Below are 16,554 nucleotides of genomic sequence, written 5' to 3' on the forward strand. Positions count from 1 at the left end.
TGCAAGGAATCCCATGGCTTCTACACGCCGTGAAGTGGTGGCACTGATTGAGCAGGGCGCGATACCGCCTGAGCAGGTGGCGCGGGCTATCCAGGTTTCCGGGGTTCGCCCTTCGCCCCGTGCCTGGGCCGTGTTTATTGATCGAATGCTGCTGTGGCTAGGTGGTCTGGCGCTGGCCTTCGCGGTACTGTTTTTTATTACCTACAACTGGGCGGAGATGAGCCATTGGGCACGTTTTGGCGTGGTGCAAGCCGCGACGGTGCTGGCGGTAGGTATCGCCATTTGGCCCAAGGTCAGCTCGATAGTTCAGCGTGTGGCGCTAACGTCGGCCACATTGTTGGTGGGCGTTCTGTTGGCGCTGTTCGGGCAGGTGTACCAAACCGGCGCCGACCCCTGGCAGCTGTTTTTTAGCTGGGCGGTAATGACGCTGCCCTGGGTCTGGGTGGCGCGTTTTGAGCTGCTCTGGGTGCTGTGGCTGGGGTTAATAAATCTGGCCATCGGACTCTATTTTCATACCTGGGGCGTGCCGTTTGGCATTTTGACCAGTAGCGACACTGTGCTGTGGGGGCTGTTTTTACTCAACACCCTGGCATTGGCAACCTGGGAATGGTGTGCCCGTTACCGGGGCTGGCCACGGCAGTGGGCGGTGCGTTTGCTGGCGGTGGGCAGCGGGGTGCCGGTGACGCTGTTAATGATGACGTTGATAGTCGATGTAGGCCTCGTCGGGTCGCCAGTGCTGGCGATTTATCCATTCTGGTTGGCGGCGCTGTATGGCGTTTATCGCTACTGGTGGCCTGACCTGTTTATGATCGCGGGCGGCTGTGTCTCATTGATAACGGTGACCACGCTGCTACTTGCCAGAGTTTTGCTGTGGGAGGGCGATTGGCAGGAGGGAAGCCTGATGCTGATCTCCATCGCGGTGCTGGCGATGGGCACCGGGGCAGTGGTATGGCTAAAGCGGCTACATCGGGACCTTGCCCAGTGACGAACAACGTTAATGACTTTAAAGCCAGGCTTGCCCAAGCGGGCATTACGTTAAACGAGCCTATCACCCCTGCGCAGTTGCAAACGCCCTGGTTTGTGCGCGCGCTGCAGGCATTTTCCGGCTGGTTGGCGGCGCTATTCTTGCTCGGCTTTATCGCCATGGGCGTGGTGTTTGTGGCGGAGAGTCCCGCGGCGTCGTTGGGCTTGGGGCTGGTGATGATCGGCGCGGCTTATGGGCTATTTCGCAAAGCTCGCAGTGATGTGCTCGAACACTTGGCGCTGGCGGTTAGCTTAGCCGGGCAGCTGCTAATTGCTTGGGCAGCGGTAGCGTTTTGGAATGAATCTGCCTATCCATTTTGGTCACTGCTGGGGTGGTCGCTGCTGGGCTTGCAGAGCGTACTGGCGCTGGTAATGCCGAGCCAGGTTCACCGTACGTTTTCAGCGTTTGCCGCCAGCTTGGCGCTCTATATGGCTTTGACAGCGAATGCTATGGCACCGGTGGCAAGTGGGATAGTGCTGCTGGCGCTAACAATGCTCTGGTTAAACGAATTTCGCTGGCCCAGCCGTATTCGGGACGTACACGCTTGGGGCTATGGCTTGCTGATAGGCCTACTGGTGATGCAGGGATTAGCGCATAGTGGCCAGTCGTTCGCCTTCTGGTTTGACGCACAGAGCACTACCGCTTTTGCATGGTCGGTGCCTGGGTTAAACGCCGTATTAGTGGCGTTCTCTTTGGTGCTACTGCTCTATACAATCCCTCATTTCAAAACCCATTGGGGATTATATCTAAGCCCTATCGCGATGCTGCTGATCTCATTTTATGCACCGGGAGTAGGCCAAGGCTGGGTGGTCTTACTGTTAGGTTTCGCGATAGGGCACCGCCTAGTGATGGGGCTCGGGGTGCTTTTGCTGTTAATGGGCATTGGCAGTTTTTACTACTGGCTGGACGTGCCACTGTTAACCAAGGCGCTAACACTGCTGATTATTGGCGGGCTTATCCTGGCAATGCGCTTCGCGCTAAAGCACTGGTGGTGGAACATAAAGAGGCAAGACGATGAATAAAATCATCGTGGCGGTAACCCTACTGGTGATCCTGGCCGCGGTTAATTGGGCCATCTGGGACAAGGAGGGACACTTAGCCGAAGGCGAGGTTATGTACTTTGAGCTGGCACCGGTAGATCCGCGATCGCTGATGCAGGGCGATTATATGGCACTGAATTTCGCACTCAGCAACCGAATTCAAAGTACGCTTCATCAGTCTAGGGCGGGTGGGGATATCCTGAAAGCACGCAATGGCTATGTCGTTGTGCGACTCGATGAAAAGCGTATTGCTCACTTTCAGCGTCTGGACAATGGCGATCCACTAAGCGAAAACGAAAGACGTTTGGGCTATCGGCTTCGCAATGGTCAAGTACGCTTTGCTACCAACGCTTTCTTCTTTCAGGAAGAAGAGGCCGAACGCTATGAGTCCGCGCGCTATGGTCAATTTCGCGTCAACACTGACGGTGAGCCGCTGTTGGTTTCGTTACACAATGAAGCGCTAAAGAGCCTAAGCCCCTAGCGGTGAGAGCTACGAGCCGATAAATAAATAACGGAGGCTCCCACCTGAAGGGGACGGGAGCCTCCGCTTTCGCGTCTTAGGCAAACTGACGTTCACCGACCTCCTGGCCGATGATGGGCAGCCACCATAGCAGCATTGAGGCGTCGATCATTTCCAGTACCACGGCGCTGCGCTCCTGGCGGATTGGCCCGTTATAAAGGACCAATACTTCTCATGTATGTCCGAGGTCGAGGTGGCAGAGAGCGAGGTGCCTCCAGTTGTGCACCTCGACAGGCAACCTGACGTTCGGCTACGGCCGGGGCGGTGGCCCGGCGCAGGAAGTCGCGGTTGATGGGGCTATGAGGCTTGAGCACCAAGCGTTCGTTGGCCATTCCCTCAGCAAGCTCGCGATTGCCTCCACGTATGGCGGCCTCAGTCAGCGTCCAGTCGATGATGTCGCGCTGGGCATGACTACCGCCGAAGGCGTTGGCAATAAAACGTACCGAGTGTAGACGCTCGGCCGCGGTGGCGTAATGGCCGCGCCAAAAGGCTACAAATCCTTCCGCCAGGGGCAGACCGATGCGTCGAGCCCAGTCCGCTGTCTCGGAGTTGCGGCGGGTATTGCGTAGCGTCTTTAGCAGTGCTTCCACTCGGTCGTCGCGACCAGCACCCAGGTAGGCCATCACCGCATGCCAATCGTTGAAGGGGTAGAGCTGACCGTCCGCGTGCTGATCCCAGGCGATTGCCAGTTCCTGCCAACGCTCTCCGACGTCCTGTCCGGTGAGAGTCAGCCGCCATAGCAGCGCCGAGGCATCGATCATATCCAGCACCACGGTGCTGCGCTCTTGACGGATTGGGCCGTCGTAGAGGGCCAACACTTCTTTGGTCTGCCCGAGATCGAGATGGCAGAGGGCGAGGTGCCACCAATTATGCACCTTGAACAGATTGTCGTCGCCCGACCAGTAAGGCTCGCGTTCGGTCATCCAGCCAATGCCGTCCTGGGCACGGCCCTGCATCTCCATGACATGGGCTACGGCGTGGTGCGCCCAGCAGTCGAGCGGTTGCAGGTCCAGCGCTTGTCGGCCGACTTGCTCGGCGCGGGCGTAGTCGCCAGTCTCCTCCAGCCCGAAGGAGTACATGCCCATGGCGATTGAATGGCCTGGGATTTCGGATGACCATCGGGGCAGGACGCGAGCGAGTCGATCACGTAGGTTGCGGGCGTTAGCGCGGTAGAAGTCGACTAGGTGACCGGCCTGCAGGGCCAACAGGTCGTGTGGGTAGTGCAGGTTGTGGTAATCCAGGGCGAGCCCTGCTGCGCTCCACTCGCCGGCAAGCAGCTGCGCGAGGATGGCGACATGGGAGGCTTCCCGGTCATTCAAGCGTAAGCCCTTAACGGCTGCCAGTTCGGCCCTGGCAGCGGCTACCGCGGCGGGCTCTGTGGCCAGAGCAAACAGGTAGATCTTGGCGATGCGTGCCATAATGAAGCTTGGGGCGGCTTCAATAGCCTGCTCCAACGGGGTGACGGGGTCGCCGCGGTAGAGATTGAAGGCGTCGATGGCGCGGTGGTAAAGCACCAAAGTTTCGGAAGTGGCGCCGGAAAGGGCGTTGCCTTGGCGGTCGTTCAGCATAGCAGGGCTCCAGTTATTCGTTGTAATTGTTGGCGGTGACAATATTTTGCCACCTGGCGGCGGCCAGTCCGCTCACCAGGCTGCTAGACTACGATGAGGTACGGTAGACTATAATGGTCGAGGCGCCGGTATTGTTGTCCGATCCGCCGCGATAGAGACACAGACCCATGGATGCTGCACTCGATGTGCTGCGCATGATTCGTTTTACCGGTGGCATCTTTCTTGATGCTGAGTTCTCCGCGCCCTGGTGTGTGGTGGCACAAGTCACTCCGGAGGATTGTCGGCCTTTCACCCCAGTGTCTCAGAGCATTCTTGCTTACCACTATGTCAGCGCCGGGCAGCTGTTATTGCAGGTAGATCACGGATTGCCGGTGGCCGTATCGGCAGGGCATATCGTATTGCTGCCGCGCAACGACCCGCACCTGCTTGGCAGTGAACTGAGTACCCGGCCCATCAGCGTGGATCATCTACTGCAGCCTACAAAGGAAGGGGGGCTGGCACAGATTGTCTATGGAGGTGGCGGCGAAACCACCCGCCTGTTGTGTGGCTTTCTGCACAGCGAGACGCCCTGTGATGCGCTGATTGGCGTGCTGCCTAAGGTGATGACGCTGGACGTGGTGGAGGGCGCGGCCAGGGCCTGGATCGAGAGCTCCTTCCGCTTTGCCGCCTCGGAACTAGCTGCCGGGTCAGTGCGCTCACCGGCGCTGCTCGCCAGGCTCGCTGAATTGCTGTTTATCGAGGCTGCGCAACTCTATCTCACCCACCTGCCGCCCGAGCAACGTGCTTGGGCTGGAGGGCTGGGCGACCCCTTCGTTAGTCGGGCGCTGGCTCAATTGCATGACTTTCCCGAACGTCAATGGACAACGCAAATGCTGGCGCGCCAAGTGGGACTCTCGCGTTCTGCCTTTGCCGGGCGTTTCACCGATTTGGTAGGTATGCCGCCGATGCGCTATCTGGCCAGGCTGCGTATGCAGGTCGCCGCCCGTCGCCTGGGCGAGTCGCTTACCCCCATCGCGCGTATCGCGTTGGAAGCGGGCTACGAGTCGGAGGCTTCTTTTAGCAAAGCGTTCAAGCGCACATTTGGAGTGCCACCCGCGGCTTGGCGACGGGAACAGCGCGCACTGGAAGAACCCGAGAACTGAACTGTATGCTCCGGCCTCCAGTCCGATTCTAGTAACCAAGTCCCAACGAGCTACGTGATGAGCGAATGGCTTGTCAGTAACGTGGCCATCGCTTCGCATCGCCTTGTCTCATTAAGCAAGGTAGTCTGTACCTATCAAACTGCTGACATGGATGATCCAGTGTTCAATGCTGGCCGTCAGGGGTAGTCAAATAGGCCCACTTAAATGAATAAGGCATATATGAAAGCAAACGGCTCGTGGCTCGCATGGGGTGTGTTGGTAATGTTACTGACCTTTTCCAGCCTATGCGTGGCACAAACTCAAGGAGGAGAGAGCGAAAACGAACGATGGTTTACCGTCGATTCGTTAAATACTGGGCTTGGTGAACCCCCTGAAGAAGCGAGCCGGGTAACACCACGGGAGTCGATCAGGAGTTTTCTGCAACTGACAGATCAGGGCGAGTATGAGGCCGCTGCCCATATGCTCAACCTTACCGAGTTCTCAGAAGATGAGCAACGCGAGCAAGGTGGTGAGATAGCCCGGCAACTGGCGGAAATTTTCCAGCGCGGTGAGTGGCTTAGCGTTTCTGATCTGCCAGGTCGAGAAGACGCGGTGATTGAAGATCCCACAGGCCAGAACCCTCGCGTCGGCGAGACGCGTCGAAATGTTGAGGTCTCTTCTTTGCAAGCCGATGGGGAAACCTACGATATTCGCCTGGGCCGGTATCGGGTGGGTGATCAGGAGCCGGTTTGGCTGATTATGCCGATTAGCGTGTCTTATATTCCGGCGCTCTATGAGCAATACGGCCCCTCTACGTTGGAAAGTCATATCCCCGAACGTTTTCAGGCATCGTTTGGCATTCTAAGAATATGGGAGTGGATCGCCATTCCAGTTTTCTTAGTGTTCGTTGGAATGGTCGGGTGGGGTGTTCACCGCTTGGTTGGGTTGATGTCGAAATGGCTCCCTTCCGGGGTTTCGAGCATTTTTGCCAGTCAAATTGGCATGCCAGCAGCGCTGATTGCGATGTCGCTGGTCACTCAAATGGTGTTGGATTATGTGGTGTCGTTTTCGGCGGTCGCCACCACGACCTTCCGGGTTTTGCTCATCAGTATTTTGGCATGGGGTGTCGGCACCATTGCGTTGCGCTTAGTGGATACCATTATGCTGCGTTTAACGCGGCGTATTGTGGGCGAAATCGATGATACCAAGCCCAGGGACGAGCGCAGGCTGCTGACCTCGCTCTACGCGTTGCGCCGGATCATTATACTGATCACCGTGACCGGTGTATCGGTTTACATATTGGGTCAGGTTCAGCTCTTCGAGACCCTCGGCTTGTCCATTCTGGCTTCTGCCAGCGTACTGGCCGTATTAGTGGGTGTGGCGGGCCAAACGGTACTTGGCAATATCCTCTCCTCATTTCAGCTGTCGTTTGCTAAACCTATTCGCATTGGCGATTTGGTAATCTTTGAAGGCGAGTGGTGCTATGTCGAAGGCATCTTTTATACCTTTATTCGGCTGAGGTCTTGGGACGAGCGACGTTTGATTGTGCCCGTCACCTATTTTACGTCTAAGCCTTTCGATAATTTGTCGGTAAAAAGTACCAAGATGTATCGGTCTTTGACGCTGACGCTTCACCTAAGTGCCGATATAAAACTGTTAAGAGATAAGTTCCTCGAAATCGCCAAAGAGGAAGAGAGCATTATCGAACACCACAAGCTGCTGTGTTACGTGACGGCACAAACAGGAACGGCGCAAACCATTACCTGTTATCTCATGACGTCAGACCCTTTGGCGGGATGGACGGCGGAGATGAATGTACGCGAGCAGCTGTTGGCGTTTATCCGCGATAACCATCCAGAGTGGTGGCCACGTGAAATTGTGGTTATCAGTCACAACGATATCGCCCGCGGGGCGCAAGGCAAAAGCTCGGGGGAAGAGGATAGTGTTGAGGTCAAGCCATCGGAGTAGAGGGTGAGGATCATTCTCCCATCCCAAAAGCCCATCTCGGTAGCAAAAGGTGGGCTGATTTCTTAACTGGTTTATTAAGACCTCATTGAAACATCGCCTTTTAATGCTTCAGTTCCTCCTCTATCGTTCCTTGAGCCAAACGTTTCGCCTCTGCAAAATCTGCTTTTCCAGAGCCAAGATGCGGAATAGTTTCCACACTAAACCTGTGGCTGGAGATCATCATGAGTGGCGTACCGTTGGCGAGCATAGCGGTCGATCAGGGTTAAGAAGCCGTCTTCGTCGATAAAGCCTTTATCCCCGGTTATGTACCAGCGGTGGCCATCGAGCACGTGGAGCGCCTTGGCTGTGCGGTCGGGGTCATTGAGATAGCCCTGCATAATTTGTGGGCCGCTAATCAATATCATGCCCGCCTCGCCGGTAGGTAGCTCTTCAAAGCTATCAGGGTCGACAATCTTGAAGCTGGTGCCGGGCAGCGGCATACCGACGGTGCCTACTTTGCTGCCTCGCTGTACCTGCTGATAGTGAACGCCCATGGCGTCGGGCAGATTCACCGACGCGACTGGAGCGATTTCAGTGGCGCCGTAGCCTTCGTACACAGGCTTGTGGAATTTCAACGCAAAGCTTTCGCGCACGTTTTCGTCGAGTTTCTCTGCCCCGGCAACCACCACCCTCAAGCTTTCCAGCATCAGCGGGTGTACCTTTGAGCTGCGTACGAACAGCCTTAAAAAGCTGGAGGTGCCAAACATGATAGTGGCTTTGTGCTTGGCAATAGCGCCCGCAATGCCTGGGGCATCGGTGGGGTCGGCGTGGCACACCAGCGGCAGCCCTTCAATCAGCGGTAACAGCTGGGTAACCGTGAGGCCAAAGGCGTGGAACAGCGGCAGTGAACCCATTACAACGTCGTTGCTCTGAGTGTTGAGTACATCGGAGGTCTGCTTGATATTGGCCATCAGGTTGCGGTGGCTCAGCATCACACCCTTGGGTTCGCCTTCGCTTCCGCTTGAGAACAGGATGGCGGCAGTGGCGTCGGCATCGTGGCCGTGGCAGAAGCAACGTTGTATTAGCCACGTCGGCAATATCCTCACCGCAAGCCAAGTGCTCAAACGTTCAGCACGGCCAATCGTGGCCTGCAGGTCTTCTAAAAAGACCATCTGCTTCCCGCCAAGTAATTGGCGAACGTCGAGCTCGCGCTGTTCAAGCTTCTCCACAAAGCGCTGCGAGGTGAAGACGGTGGTAATTTCTGCCTGGGAAAGGGCAGAGGTCAGCGCTTCGTGGTCGGCGGTGTAATTAAGATTCACCACCGTTTTACCCGCTAGCAGCGTCGCCATATTGGCGATAACACCGGCGCTGCTGGTAGGTAGCAGCAGGCCAACATTCTGCCCGGGGTTGAGTTTGCGAATACGTTTTGCCATCAGCAGGCTGGCGGTGAGCGCTTGGCTTGCGTTGAGTGGGCGGCCCAGCGTATCGGCCAGGGCCAGATCGCTAGGGCGGCGCTTAACGCTCTGAATCCAGGCTTTAGGCAGGGTGGGTAGCTCGCCCATGGCCCGTTGCCAAGAGCGGGTAGCCTGCTCAAAAATGCGCCGTTTAAGCACATCGGCAGAAGTGTCCTTGGGCAGCGGCTTGCCAAAAGCGACCACTACCGAGCGGTGGAATGGCGAATTGCGCAACTCTTTAAGCTTGCTGGATGAGCGAGAGAACTGGCTGCCCCATAGGCCACGCAGGTAGAAAGGGACAATTTTGACATCAGGGTTTGCCATGTCACAGGCGCGCTCGTAACCACGACGGAATTCGCCTAGTTGACCAGTGCGGCTGATCGCCCCTTCAGGAAAGATGCACACCACCTCGCCTGCATTGAGCTGTTCAGCGACATCGGCCAAGGCCTTTTCGGCACCGCTGCCGCGCTCAATGGGAATACACCCCAGGGCTTTGAAGAACCAGCGTAGATACCAGCGCTGATAAACCGATCTGAGCATTACAAAGCGCACTGGTCGAGGGCTGGCGATCTGGACCATGGCCCAATCCACCCAGCTGATATGGTTGCCCAATAGCAGCACACCGCCCTGAGCGGGCAGGTTCTGCAAGCCATGGACGTCTACACGATAGCGGCGTGTCAGCAGGAAACTCAACAGAAAGCGCACCAAGCTTTGGGGTAGCTTAACAATGGTGTAACCGCCGCCCACCATGGCCACGGTAGCGATCAGTAGCAGCAGATAGTGGCTATTAACGCCCGCCAACGCGAATAGCGCCGTGAGCACCAAAAAGCCCAGCATGGCGATGTTTTGAATCCAGTTATTGGCGGCCAGCACGGTGCCTAGCTCGTTGTCGGCGGCGTGAAACTGAATCAGCGCGTTAAGCGGCACGATGAAAAGCCCACCCATGATGCCGATAAACACAAAGTTCAGCGCTTGGCTAACGGGCGTGGTTAACAGCGGCAAGCACCATAAACCAATCGCCACACCAACAGCGCCGACGGGGATTAAGCCGGTTTCAATACGGTTGTGGGAAAGCCTACTGGCCAATAGGGAGCCAAGCGCAATCCCGATGCCACTCGCGGCGAGAATACTCTGGAGCACTAAGGTGTTATCGATACTTAGTGCATCTTTGGCATAAGCGGGAAAGGCGGCCAGCAGCACTTGGCCCACTGACCAAAAGGTGGCAAGGCCGATAATGGAGAGCCTGATGACAGGCTGACGAGCGATAATCCGCAGGTTATCTTTCAGGGCGGCGCCCTTAATGTAGCGCTGCCAGGTCAGCGGCGACGCTGATCGAGTGGATGCATCAAGCGGAAGGCGGTAAAGCGTCACCACCTGGAGAACGCTATTGAGTACCAACAGCCAGCCCAGAGGGGCTATTTGGCGCAACAGCTGCGCTGGGGTTTGATCTTCCGGTGAGACCCAGGTCTCAAATAGCGCGGTAAACGCCACGGTGCCCGCTAGAATGGCGCCAATCGTAACGGCCTGGATCAGCCCGTTGGCTTCCGCCAAACGCGGCTTGCCGAACAACCCTTTTACCAAGCCGTATTTGGCAGGGGAGTAAAAGGCCGATTGAATCGCCAGCAGTAGCGTCATGGCGAACGCCAGCCAAAACCACCCTTGGTAGTAGGCGGCGGTGATGCCCAGTGAAACCGCCACGGCGGCCCAGGCCGATATACGCAGAACGCGTACCTTGGGGTGGCTGTCAGCCACATGTCCCGCCGGGCTAAACAGTAAAATAAACGGCAGCAGGATAAGCCCGTTGACCAGTGCGGTGAGTACGACCTGTGCTTCGCCATCGTAACTTTTGAAGATCGTGTTCTGAATGACGATCTTGTGGCCTAGATCCACAAAGGCATTGAGAAAAATAGCGATCAAGTAGGGCCAAGCGCCCTTCAAGTGCAGCAGTCGATGCATGGTGTGTTAGCCTCTAGCGTGTTTGAGCGTCATCGCATTCTCTAAGCAGTACTTTCTTGGCCACTTTTTATCCACTATCTCTTAATTAATGATAAAACGCCTATGAGCATAAGCCCTTTTCAATCACTGGCCTGCCCGCTGGACGGCGAGCCGCTTTACTTGGAAGGCAGTACCTGGCGCTGTACCGCTGGGCATAATCCATCAAAACACAGCTTTGATATCGCTAAGCAGGGCTACGTTAACCTGTTGCCTGTGCAGCAAAAGCGCTCCCACGACCCAGGTGATAGCAAGGCGATGGTCGCTGCCCGGCAGCGCTTTCTTAACGCTGGGCATTACCAACCCATTGCGGAGGCGGTTAGTAATGCGGTGTTGAGCCATGCCGTAGTTCAATCGGCAGGCCACCCGCCGTTTAGCTGCCTGGATGCGGGCTGCGGTGAAGGTTACTACCTTCGCCAATTAGCTCACGCGGCGTCTTCCTCACCGTCACTTTCGCTGATGGGGCTAGATATTTCTAAATGGGCGGTATTGGCCGCAGCAAAGCAAGATGCTAAACAGACACCGCTAAGCAGCTGGGTCGTAGGCAGTAATGCGCACTTGCCGGTGCAGTCAGGAACGCTGGATAGCGTGCTGTGTATGTTTGGCTTTCCGGTGGTTAGCGAGTTTGCCCGTGTACTGAAAGCCCATGGCGTCTTGCTGCAAGTTGAGGCTGGGCCTAATCACTTGCGGGAACTGCGGGAGATTATCTATCCCACGTTAAAAGCCGAGCGTTCGAGTGAGACGGAAGTACCCGAAGGCTTTACTCACCATAGCAGCGAGAGAGTAAGCTACTCACTTGCACTCAATGGAAGTGACGAAATTGCCGATCTATTGGCGATGACCCCGCATCTATACCGGGCTAGCGCCGAAGGGCGTGCTCGCGCAGCGGCGCTTGAGACGCTGGTAGTGACGGTGGATGCACGAATAGTCATGTATACGCGAATATAACAGGATGGCGCAAACGCAACTTTAGCAAGTTCCAGACACAACAAAGCCCGCATAAGCGGGCCTTGTTATTCGAACCTCGAAAGGTTCGAGCAAATTCTAAAGTGCTATGTCTTAAAAGACTTAGGCTTAGGAGATTTGCTTGATGTTTGAAGCCTGAAGGCCTTTCTTACCCTGGGTAACGTCAAAAGAAACGTTAGCGCCTTCTTGCAGGGTTTTGAAGCCGTCTGCTTGAATTTCAGAGAAATGGGCAAATAGGTCATCGCCGCCGTCAGAAGGAGCAATGAAACCGAAGCCTTTAGTATCGTTGAACCACTTAACTGTGCCAGTAGACATAATAAAATCCTTTCGCGCAAAGCGCTTAGTAAAGTTCCTGGTATCACCCAGATTAATAGCGGATAAAACAAGGAATACAATTACAGGCTTGCCGAAAGATCTCGTACACGTCTATCTCGTACATTTCTAAATCTTTTTCGTACACTTCTGAAACCATGCTTGCTTGCTAACCAACTGGCGCCACAGTGTCATGAAATGTAGCGCGTGTCAAAACCTTTCATGTTTATTTGCCTCTATCCCTTTTGCCTCTGACCTCTTGAGCATGCATTTAGTGTGTGGTGTACGCTTACCAAATTAGACCTACCAACTTCTTTAAACCTGTAGGGGTTCAAATGACTCGTATATGGAAGGCCTATGCTCAGGCATCGTTGATTTTACGCGTCACTGTTGCGCTGGTGCTGGGTGTTGTCGTCGGGCTTATGGGCGGTGAAACAGTGGCTGCTTGGCTGGCACCGCTGGGTGACCTGCTGCTACGGCTGCTTACTTTTCTGATTGTACCCATTGTGCTGTTTACGCTAATGGTGGGGGTGAATCAGTCCCGCGAGGGCAGTGCTGGTCGCGTGGGCGGTAAGGTGTTCGGCTATTATCTCGTCTCTTCAGCGCTGGCGATTATGGTGGGCTTAGCTGTTGCCACGCTGTTTAGCCCCGGTAGCGGTATGACGTTGGATGAGAGCGCCAGTTTCTCAGTGCCTGAGAATCCAGGTGTTGTCGATACGCTGCTGAATATAGTGCCGGATAATATTATCGGTGCGTTTGCCGAACTCAATATGCTTGGCATTATTTTTACGGCGCTGGTGTTTGGCATCGCGCTGCTAAAAATGCGCCAATCGGAGCGACAGCATGCCATGGGTGAACGCCTTTATGGAGTGATTGAATCGCTAAATGAGGTCACTCTAAAAGTGATGTCGGGGGTATTGCACTACGTGCCCATCGGCGTGTTTGCGATTGTTGCCGAAACGGTGAACCAACAGGGTTTGGAAACGCTGCTCTCACTGGGCGATATGGTGGTTGTACTGTATATCGCTCTGGCAACCCAGCTGCTGATTTATTGCGGCATCATGCGGCTGTTTAGCGTTAAGCTGCGCACCTTTTTCCGCGAGGCCCGTACACCGATGGCGACGGCGTTTGCCACCCAAAGCAGCTCGGGTACGTTACCGCTGACGGTTAATGCTGCCCACCGCTTAGGAATTCCCAAAAGCATCTATGGTTTTAGTCTGCCGTTAGGGGCTACTTTAAATATGGATGGGGCGGCGATTCGTATCGCCATCTCGGCGGTATTTGCCGCCAACGTGATTGGTGCACCGCTGGACTTTATCAGCATGGTGCAAATAGTGCTGATCGGCACGTTAGTGTCAGTGGGCACGGCGGGGGTGCCGGGGGCCGGTATCATAATGATTGCCACTGTATTTGCTCAAGTGGGTCTGCCAATTGAAACCGTCGCGCTACTCACCGCGATTGATGCACTGGTGGGGATGGGGTGCACGGCGCTGAACGTGACAGGCGACTTGGTAGGCACCTCCGTGATAGCCCGTAGTGAAGGAGAGGAGTTGCAAGAAGAGTTTGTCGAAGAAGCCGCAGTGGTAAAGGGGTAAATGCAGTAGGCGAATCACGACTATAAGGAGCGCCCATGTTAGATGATCGAGAGCTCGCTTACTTAACGCGAGCCGTTGAGCTAGCCGAAGAGGCCCTTAACGCGGGTGATGAGCCCTTTGGCAGCGTGCTGGTAAGTGCAGAAGGTGGCGTGTTGGCAGAAGACCGTAACCGAATAGCCGATGGGGATGCGACTCAGCACCCGGAGTTCTTCCTGGCGCGCTGGGCTGCTCAAAATATGACACCAGAGGCGCGATCAAAGGCGACCGTTTATACTTCAGGTGAGCACTGCCCCATGTGCGCCGCTGCCCACGGTTGGGTAGGGCTTGGGCGAATTGTCTACGCCAGTTCGTCTGAACAGTTGGGCCGCTGGCTAGCGGATTTAGGCGTGGCCCCGTCGCCAGTGGCAACCCTGCCTATTCAACAGGTTGTGCCAGGGCTCAAGGTAGAAGGCCCAATAGTTGAGCTGGATGAACGCGTTCACACTTTGCATAAACGGCGCCATGCCAGCCCTACTTTTAAGACATAAAAAACCGCCTAAGCGTTAGTTTAGGCGGCGTTGTATTCACTAGAACTAGCTATTAAACCTAGTTATTAAAACCTGGCTATTAAAACCTAGTGTTTCAAGATCACATAAAACGCATGAATAATGCCTGGTATGAAGCCAAATAGCGTTAAAATAATGTTCAGCCAGAAATGTCCTTTAAAACCGACCTCAAAGAACACCCCGAGTGGGGGAAGTATGACGGCAAAAATCATCTTGATTGGATCAGTCGCGGTAAACGCCATGAAGCCTCCTTTGCTTTCATTGGTGTAACTTGCACAAGTGTAGGCACGATCAACCTATTTATCCATGCCTTGGCGAATCCTCTAAGACTAGTCGAGTAGACAATCGTTCAATTCCGCCATTTATTTCCGCTCTACGCTATTTGGGAGTGTCCCCGTGTTCAAAGTGCCGCTGAAAATAACCGCCACGTCTTTTTGTTTATTAAGCTGTCTTGGCGCCGGCCAGAGCTGGGCGCAAGAAAGTCCGACAGCCGACAACACACTGGCCACGCTGGAAGTGACAGCGCCACGTCTGTCGCGAGAGCTTTATGCCACTCCTGCTGCGGTAACAACACTTGACCGCGAAGCCATTGCCCAGGGGCAGCAGCGTACGCGGCTGGATGAAGCGCTGGTTCGCGTGCCGGGGATGTTCCTGCAGAACCGCGACAATTTTGCCCAAGGCCAGCGCATCTCTATTCGTGGTTTTGGCGCTCGGGCGCCGTTTGGGGTGCGCGGTATTACCGTGATGGTGGATGGCATTCCTTATACGCTTCCCGACGGCCAAGCGCAGCTGGATGCCATTGACCTGGACAGCGCTGAGCGCATCGAAGTTATCCGCGGGCCCTCTTCTGTGTTGTACGGCAACGCGGCGGGTGGGGTGATTGATATCACCACCGCCGATGGACGCGATAATCCTGGCTCAAGCGTACGCACCGAGGTGGGAAGCGATGGCTACCGTAAGGCAGTCGTGCAAACAGGCGGTGCTCAAGAGGATTGGTCGCACCATGTGAGCTTCTCGGCGCTCAATGTGGATGGTTACCGGGGGCAGAGCTCTACAGAGAAGTACCTGTTGAACGCCAAACTGCGCCGCGAATTGGGCAGTAACCGCGCGTTAACTGCGATTATCAACCTGCTAGACAATCCCCGTTCTGAAGACCCTGGCGCGCTGAACGCGGGCGAGGTGGCTAGTGGCCGTGATCAAGCGGCGCCGAACTCATTGGCATTGGACGCAGGGCAGAACGTAGACCAACAGCTTCTGGGCTTACAGTACGAAGATTTGTCCGCAGGCCCTGGCGAGTTCTACCTAAAAGGCTTCGTTGCACAACGCGATTTTGAGCAGCAGTTGCCCTATGTGGGCGATAGCCGCATCGGTTATCAGCGTGATTACCTGGGCGCGAGTGCCGAGTATCACCATGAAATCAGCCTGGGTAGCCTGCCGCTAAGCTACATCACCGGTGTTGATGTGGCTCGCCAGGACGACGAGCGCTTTCGAAACGATGTAAATGGCCAAGGCGTTGTTGGCGAGCAGTTGGCGGAAGAAACCCAGACGGCAACTTCCACTGGGGTGTTTGCCCAGGGCGATTTAGCACTGACCGAGCAGGTAACGCTCTCGTTGGGTGCACGCTTTGACCGAGTAGAGCTAGAAGTAGACGATCGCTATCAGGACGATGGCGACCAGAGCGGTGAGCAAACCTTCAATGAGTGGAGCGGTTCGGCAGGCTTAAGCTATCGTTATCGCCCCCAGCACCAGGCCTATATCAACACCGGCACGGCGTTTGAAACCCCGACGTTCTCCGAATTTGCCAATCCGGCTGGCGGCGGTTTTAACCCCTCGGTGTCGCCGCAAAAAGCCTGGAACCGTGAAGTGGGGCTGCGGGGCTACGTTGAACCGTTGGCCATGGATTACGATCTGGCGCTGTTTTCGGTGCGCGTGCGCGATGAGCTGGTGCCTTATGATGATGGCGGCCGTACCTTCTACGAGAACGCAGGCGACACCGACCGGGACGGCATCGAGCTGGCGCTGGGTTGGCAGTTAGCCGATCAGTGGCGGCTGGATAGCGCCCTGACGCTGGCTAGCTATGAGTTTGATCAATTTGCTACGCCAACTGAAAACTTTGGTGGGAATCGTATTCCTGGCCTGCCGGAGCAAACCTGGGTCAACCAGCTAACTTGGCAGGGGTTGGATGAACGCTTTGCCACGCTGGAAACCCAGTACGTAGGCGATATGGTGGCGGACAACGCCAATGAGACAGAGGTCGATAGCTACTGGCTGGTGAACCTGCGGGTAGGCGACGGTTGGCAGTTGGGAAGCGATACCCGGCTGAACGCATATGTCGGTGTACGCAATCTCTTAGATGAAGAGCATTACGCCAACGTGCGCTTGAACGGCACCTTTGGCCGCTTCTATGAACCTGCGCCAGGGCGCAGTGTTTATGGCGGTTTAGAAGTACGCTTCTAAGTCGAAATGCTTT

The 16,554-nt window shown here is 55.6% G+C and carries 15 protein-coding genes; 10 read left to right on the forward strand and 5 right to left on the reverse strand.

Going from position 1 to position 16,554, the window contains the following annotated elements; genetic code table 11:
- Positions 1 to 13: 13 nt before the first annotated feature.
- The 3 genes from QHL1GM_RS16925 to QHL1GM_RS16935 are packed head-to-tail and all read left to right on the forward strand — an operon-like array spanning position 14 to position 2,545.
- A complete protein-coding gene (locus tag QHL1GM_RS16925; RefSeq protein WP_071695513.1) occupies positions 14 to 985 on the forward strand; it encodes a DUF2157 domain-containing protein in 972 nt (323 codons plus the stop codon).
- Complete coding sequence (locus QHL1GM_RS16930) at positions 982 to 2,046, forward strand: DUF4401 domain-containing protein (RefSeq protein WP_071695514.1); 1,065 nt, start codon at positions 982 to 984, stop codon at positions 2,044 to 2,046. Before QHL1GM_RS16925 ends, QHL1GM_RS16930 begins: the two co-directional genes overlap by 4 nt.
- Positions 2,039 to 2,545: a GDYXXLXY domain-containing protein gene (locus tag QHL1GM_RS16935; RefSeq protein WP_071695515.1), complete on the forward strand. Its 507-nt coding sequence runs from the start codon at positions 2,039 to 2,041 to the stop codon at positions 2,543 to 2,545. The genes QHL1GM_RS16930 and QHL1GM_RS16935 overlap by 8 nt, the downstream gene beginning before the upstream one ends.
- A 76-nt stretch (positions 2,546 to 2,621) precedes the next feature.
- Here the strand turns inward: QHL1GM_RS16935 and QHL1GM_RS19845 are convergent, their stop codons facing one another.
- Positions 2,622 to 2,750: a hypothetical protein gene (locus QHL1GM_RS19845; protein WP_302847877.1), complete on the reverse strand. Its 129-nt coding sequence runs from the start codon at positions 2,748 to 2,750 to the stop codon at positions 2,622 to 2,624.
- Positions 2,737 to 4,152: a tetratricopeptide repeat protein gene (locus QHL1GM_RS16940; RefSeq protein WP_254795325.1), complete on the reverse strand. Its 1,416-nt coding sequence runs from the start codon at positions 4,150 to 4,152 to the stop codon at positions 2,737 to 2,739. The genes QHL1GM_RS19845 and QHL1GM_RS16940 overlap by 14 nt, the downstream gene beginning before the upstream one ends.
- Positions 4,153 to 4,319: 167 nt before the next feature.
- On the opposite strand from QHL1GM_RS16940, the gene QHL1GM_RS16945 reads away from it, so the two are divergent.
- The 3 genes from QHL1GM_RS16945 to QHL1GM_RS16950 are packed head-to-tail and all read left to right on the forward strand — an operon-like array spanning position 4,320 to position 7,241.
- Entirely contained in the window at positions 4,320 to 5,294 is a 975-nt protein-coding gene (locus QHL1GM_RS16945; RefSeq protein WP_071695516.1) for an AraC family transcriptional regulator, read from the forward strand.
- A gap of 57 nt (positions 5,295 to 5,351) precedes the next feature.
- Positions 5,352 to 5,480, forward strand: coding sequence for a hypothetical protein (locus tag QHL1GM_RS19850; RefSeq protein WP_302847878.1), 129 nt, complete (start codon positions 5,352 to 5,354; stop codon positions 5,478 to 5,480).
- A gap of 33 nt (positions 5,481 to 5,513) precedes the next feature.
- Positions 5,514 to 7,241 (forward strand): mechanosensitive ion channel family protein, encoded by a 1,728-nt coding sequence (locus QHL1GM_RS16950; RefSeq protein WP_071695517.1) that lies wholly within the window; start codon positions 5,514 to 5,516, stop codon positions 7,239 to 7,241.
- 197 nt (positions 7,242 to 7,438) lie between these two features.
- On the opposite strand, the gene QHL1GM_RS16955 is transcribed toward QHL1GM_RS16950, so the two are convergent.
- A complete protein-coding gene (locus QHL1GM_RS16955) occupies positions 7,439 to 10,630 on the reverse strand; it encodes an acyl-[ACP]--phospholipid O-acyltransferase (RefSeq protein WP_071695518.1) in 3,192 nt (1,063 codons plus the stop codon).
- A 102-nt stretch (positions 10,631 to 10,732) separates the two neighbouring features.
- Between QHL1GM_RS16955 and QHL1GM_RS16960 the strand changes: the two genes are divergently transcribed.
- Positions 10,733 to 11,614 (forward strand): putative RNA methyltransferase, encoded by an 882-nt coding sequence (locus tag QHL1GM_RS16960; RefSeq protein ID WP_071695519.1) that lies wholly within the window; start codon positions 10,733 to 10,735, stop codon positions 11,612 to 11,614.
- A gap of 126 nt (positions 11,615 to 11,740) precedes the next feature.
- On the opposite strand, the gene QHL1GM_RS16965 is transcribed toward QHL1GM_RS16960, so the two are convergent.
- A complete protein-coding gene (locus QHL1GM_RS16965; protein WP_007111402.1) occupies positions 11,741 to 11,947 on the reverse strand; it encodes a cold-shock protein in 207 nt (68 codons plus the stop codon).
- Between the two features lie 332 nt (positions 11,948 to 12,279).
- On the opposite strand from QHL1GM_RS16965, the gene QHL1GM_RS16970 reads away from it, so the two are divergent.
- Together QHL1GM_RS16970 and QHL1GM_RS16975 are read left to right on the forward strand one after the other, a co-directional pair.
- Positions 12,280 to 13,539, forward strand: a complete 1,260-nt coding sequence (locus QHL1GM_RS16970; protein WP_071695520.1) for a dicarboxylate/amino acid:cation symporter — start codon at positions 12,280 to 12,282, stop codon at positions 13,537 to 13,539.
- A 35-nt stretch (positions 13,540 to 13,574) separates the two neighbouring features.
- The gene (locus QHL1GM_RS16975; protein WP_071695521.1) at positions 13,575 to 14,066 is read left to right on the forward strand and encodes a nucleoside deaminase; all 492 of its coding nucleotides are present in this window, start codon (positions 13,575 to 13,577) and stop codon (positions 14,064 to 14,066) included.
- An 86-nt stretch (positions 14,067 to 14,152) separates the two neighbouring features.
- Here QHL1GM_RS16975 and QHL1GM_RS16980 read toward each other — a convergent pair whose 3' ends face one another.
- Positions 14,153 to 14,326 (reverse strand): YqaE/Pmp3 family membrane protein, encoded by a 174-nt coding sequence (locus tag QHL1GM_RS16980; protein ID WP_035538925.1) that lies wholly within the window; start codon positions 14,324 to 14,326, stop codon positions 14,153 to 14,155.
- A 154-nt stretch (positions 14,327 to 14,480) separates the two neighbouring features.
- On the opposite strand from QHL1GM_RS16980, the gene QHL1GM_RS16985 reads away from it, so the two are divergent.
- On the forward strand, positions 14,481 to 16,541 hold the full coding sequence (locus QHL1GM_RS16985; RefSeq protein ID WP_139245626.1) for a TonB-dependent receptor: 2,061 nt from the start codon (positions 14,481 to 14,483) through the stop codon (positions 16,539 to 16,541).
- Positions 16,542 to 16,554 lie beyond the last annotated feature (13 nt).

The organism is Halomonas sp. QHL1 (assembly GCF_001882345.1).
Taxonomy (GTDB): Bacteria; Pseudomonadota; Gammaproteobacteria; order Pseudomonadales; family Halomonadaceae; genus Vreelandella.

Coding starts and splice junctions, on each gene's coding strand:
- QHL1GM_RS16925 (WP_071695513.1), top strand. CDS start 14: ATGGCTTCTACACGCCGTGAAGTGGTGGCACTGATTGAGCAGGGCGCG.
- QHL1GM_RS16935 (WP_071695515.1), top strand. CDS start 2,039: ATGAATAAAATCATCGTGGCGGTAACCCTACTGGTGATCCTGGCCGCG.
- QHL1GM_RS16940 (WP_254795325.1), bottom strand. CDS start 4,152: ATGCTGAACGACCGCCAAGGCAACGCCCTTTCCGGCGCCACTTCCGAA.
- QHL1GM_RS16945 (WP_071695516.1), top strand. CDS start 4,320: ATGGATGCTGCACTCGATGTGCTGCGCATGATTCGTTTTACCGGTGGC.
- QHL1GM_RS19850 (WP_302847878.1), top strand. CDS start 5,352: ATGAGCGAATGGCTTGTCAGTAACGTGGCCATCGCTTCGCATCGCCTT.
- QHL1GM_RS16950 (WP_071695517.1), top strand. CDS start 5,514: ATGAAAGCAAACGGCTCGTGGCTCGCATGGGGTGTGTTGGTAATGTTA.
- QHL1GM_RS16955 (WP_071695518.1), bottom strand. CDS start 10,630: ATGCATCGACTGCTGCACTTGAAGGGCGCTTGGCCCTACTTGATCGCT.
- QHL1GM_RS16960 (WP_071695519.1), top strand. CDS start 10,733: ATGAGCATAAGCCCTTTTCAATCACTGGCCTGCCCGCTGGACGGCGAG.
- QHL1GM_RS16965 (WP_007111402.1), bottom strand. CDS start 11,947: ATGTCTACTGGCACAGTTAAGTGGTTCAACGATACTAAAGGCTTCGGT.
- QHL1GM_RS16970 (WP_071695520.1), top strand. CDS start 12,280: ATGACTCGTATATGGAAGGCCTATGCTCAGGCATCGTTGATTTTACGC.
- QHL1GM_RS16975 (WP_071695521.1), top strand. CDS start 13,575: ATGTTAGATGATCGAGAGCTCGCTTACTTAACGCGAGCCGTTGAGCTA.
- QHL1GM_RS16980 (WP_035538925.1), bottom strand. CDS start 14,326: ATGGCGTTTACCGCGACTGATCCAATCAAGATGATTTTTGCCGTCATA.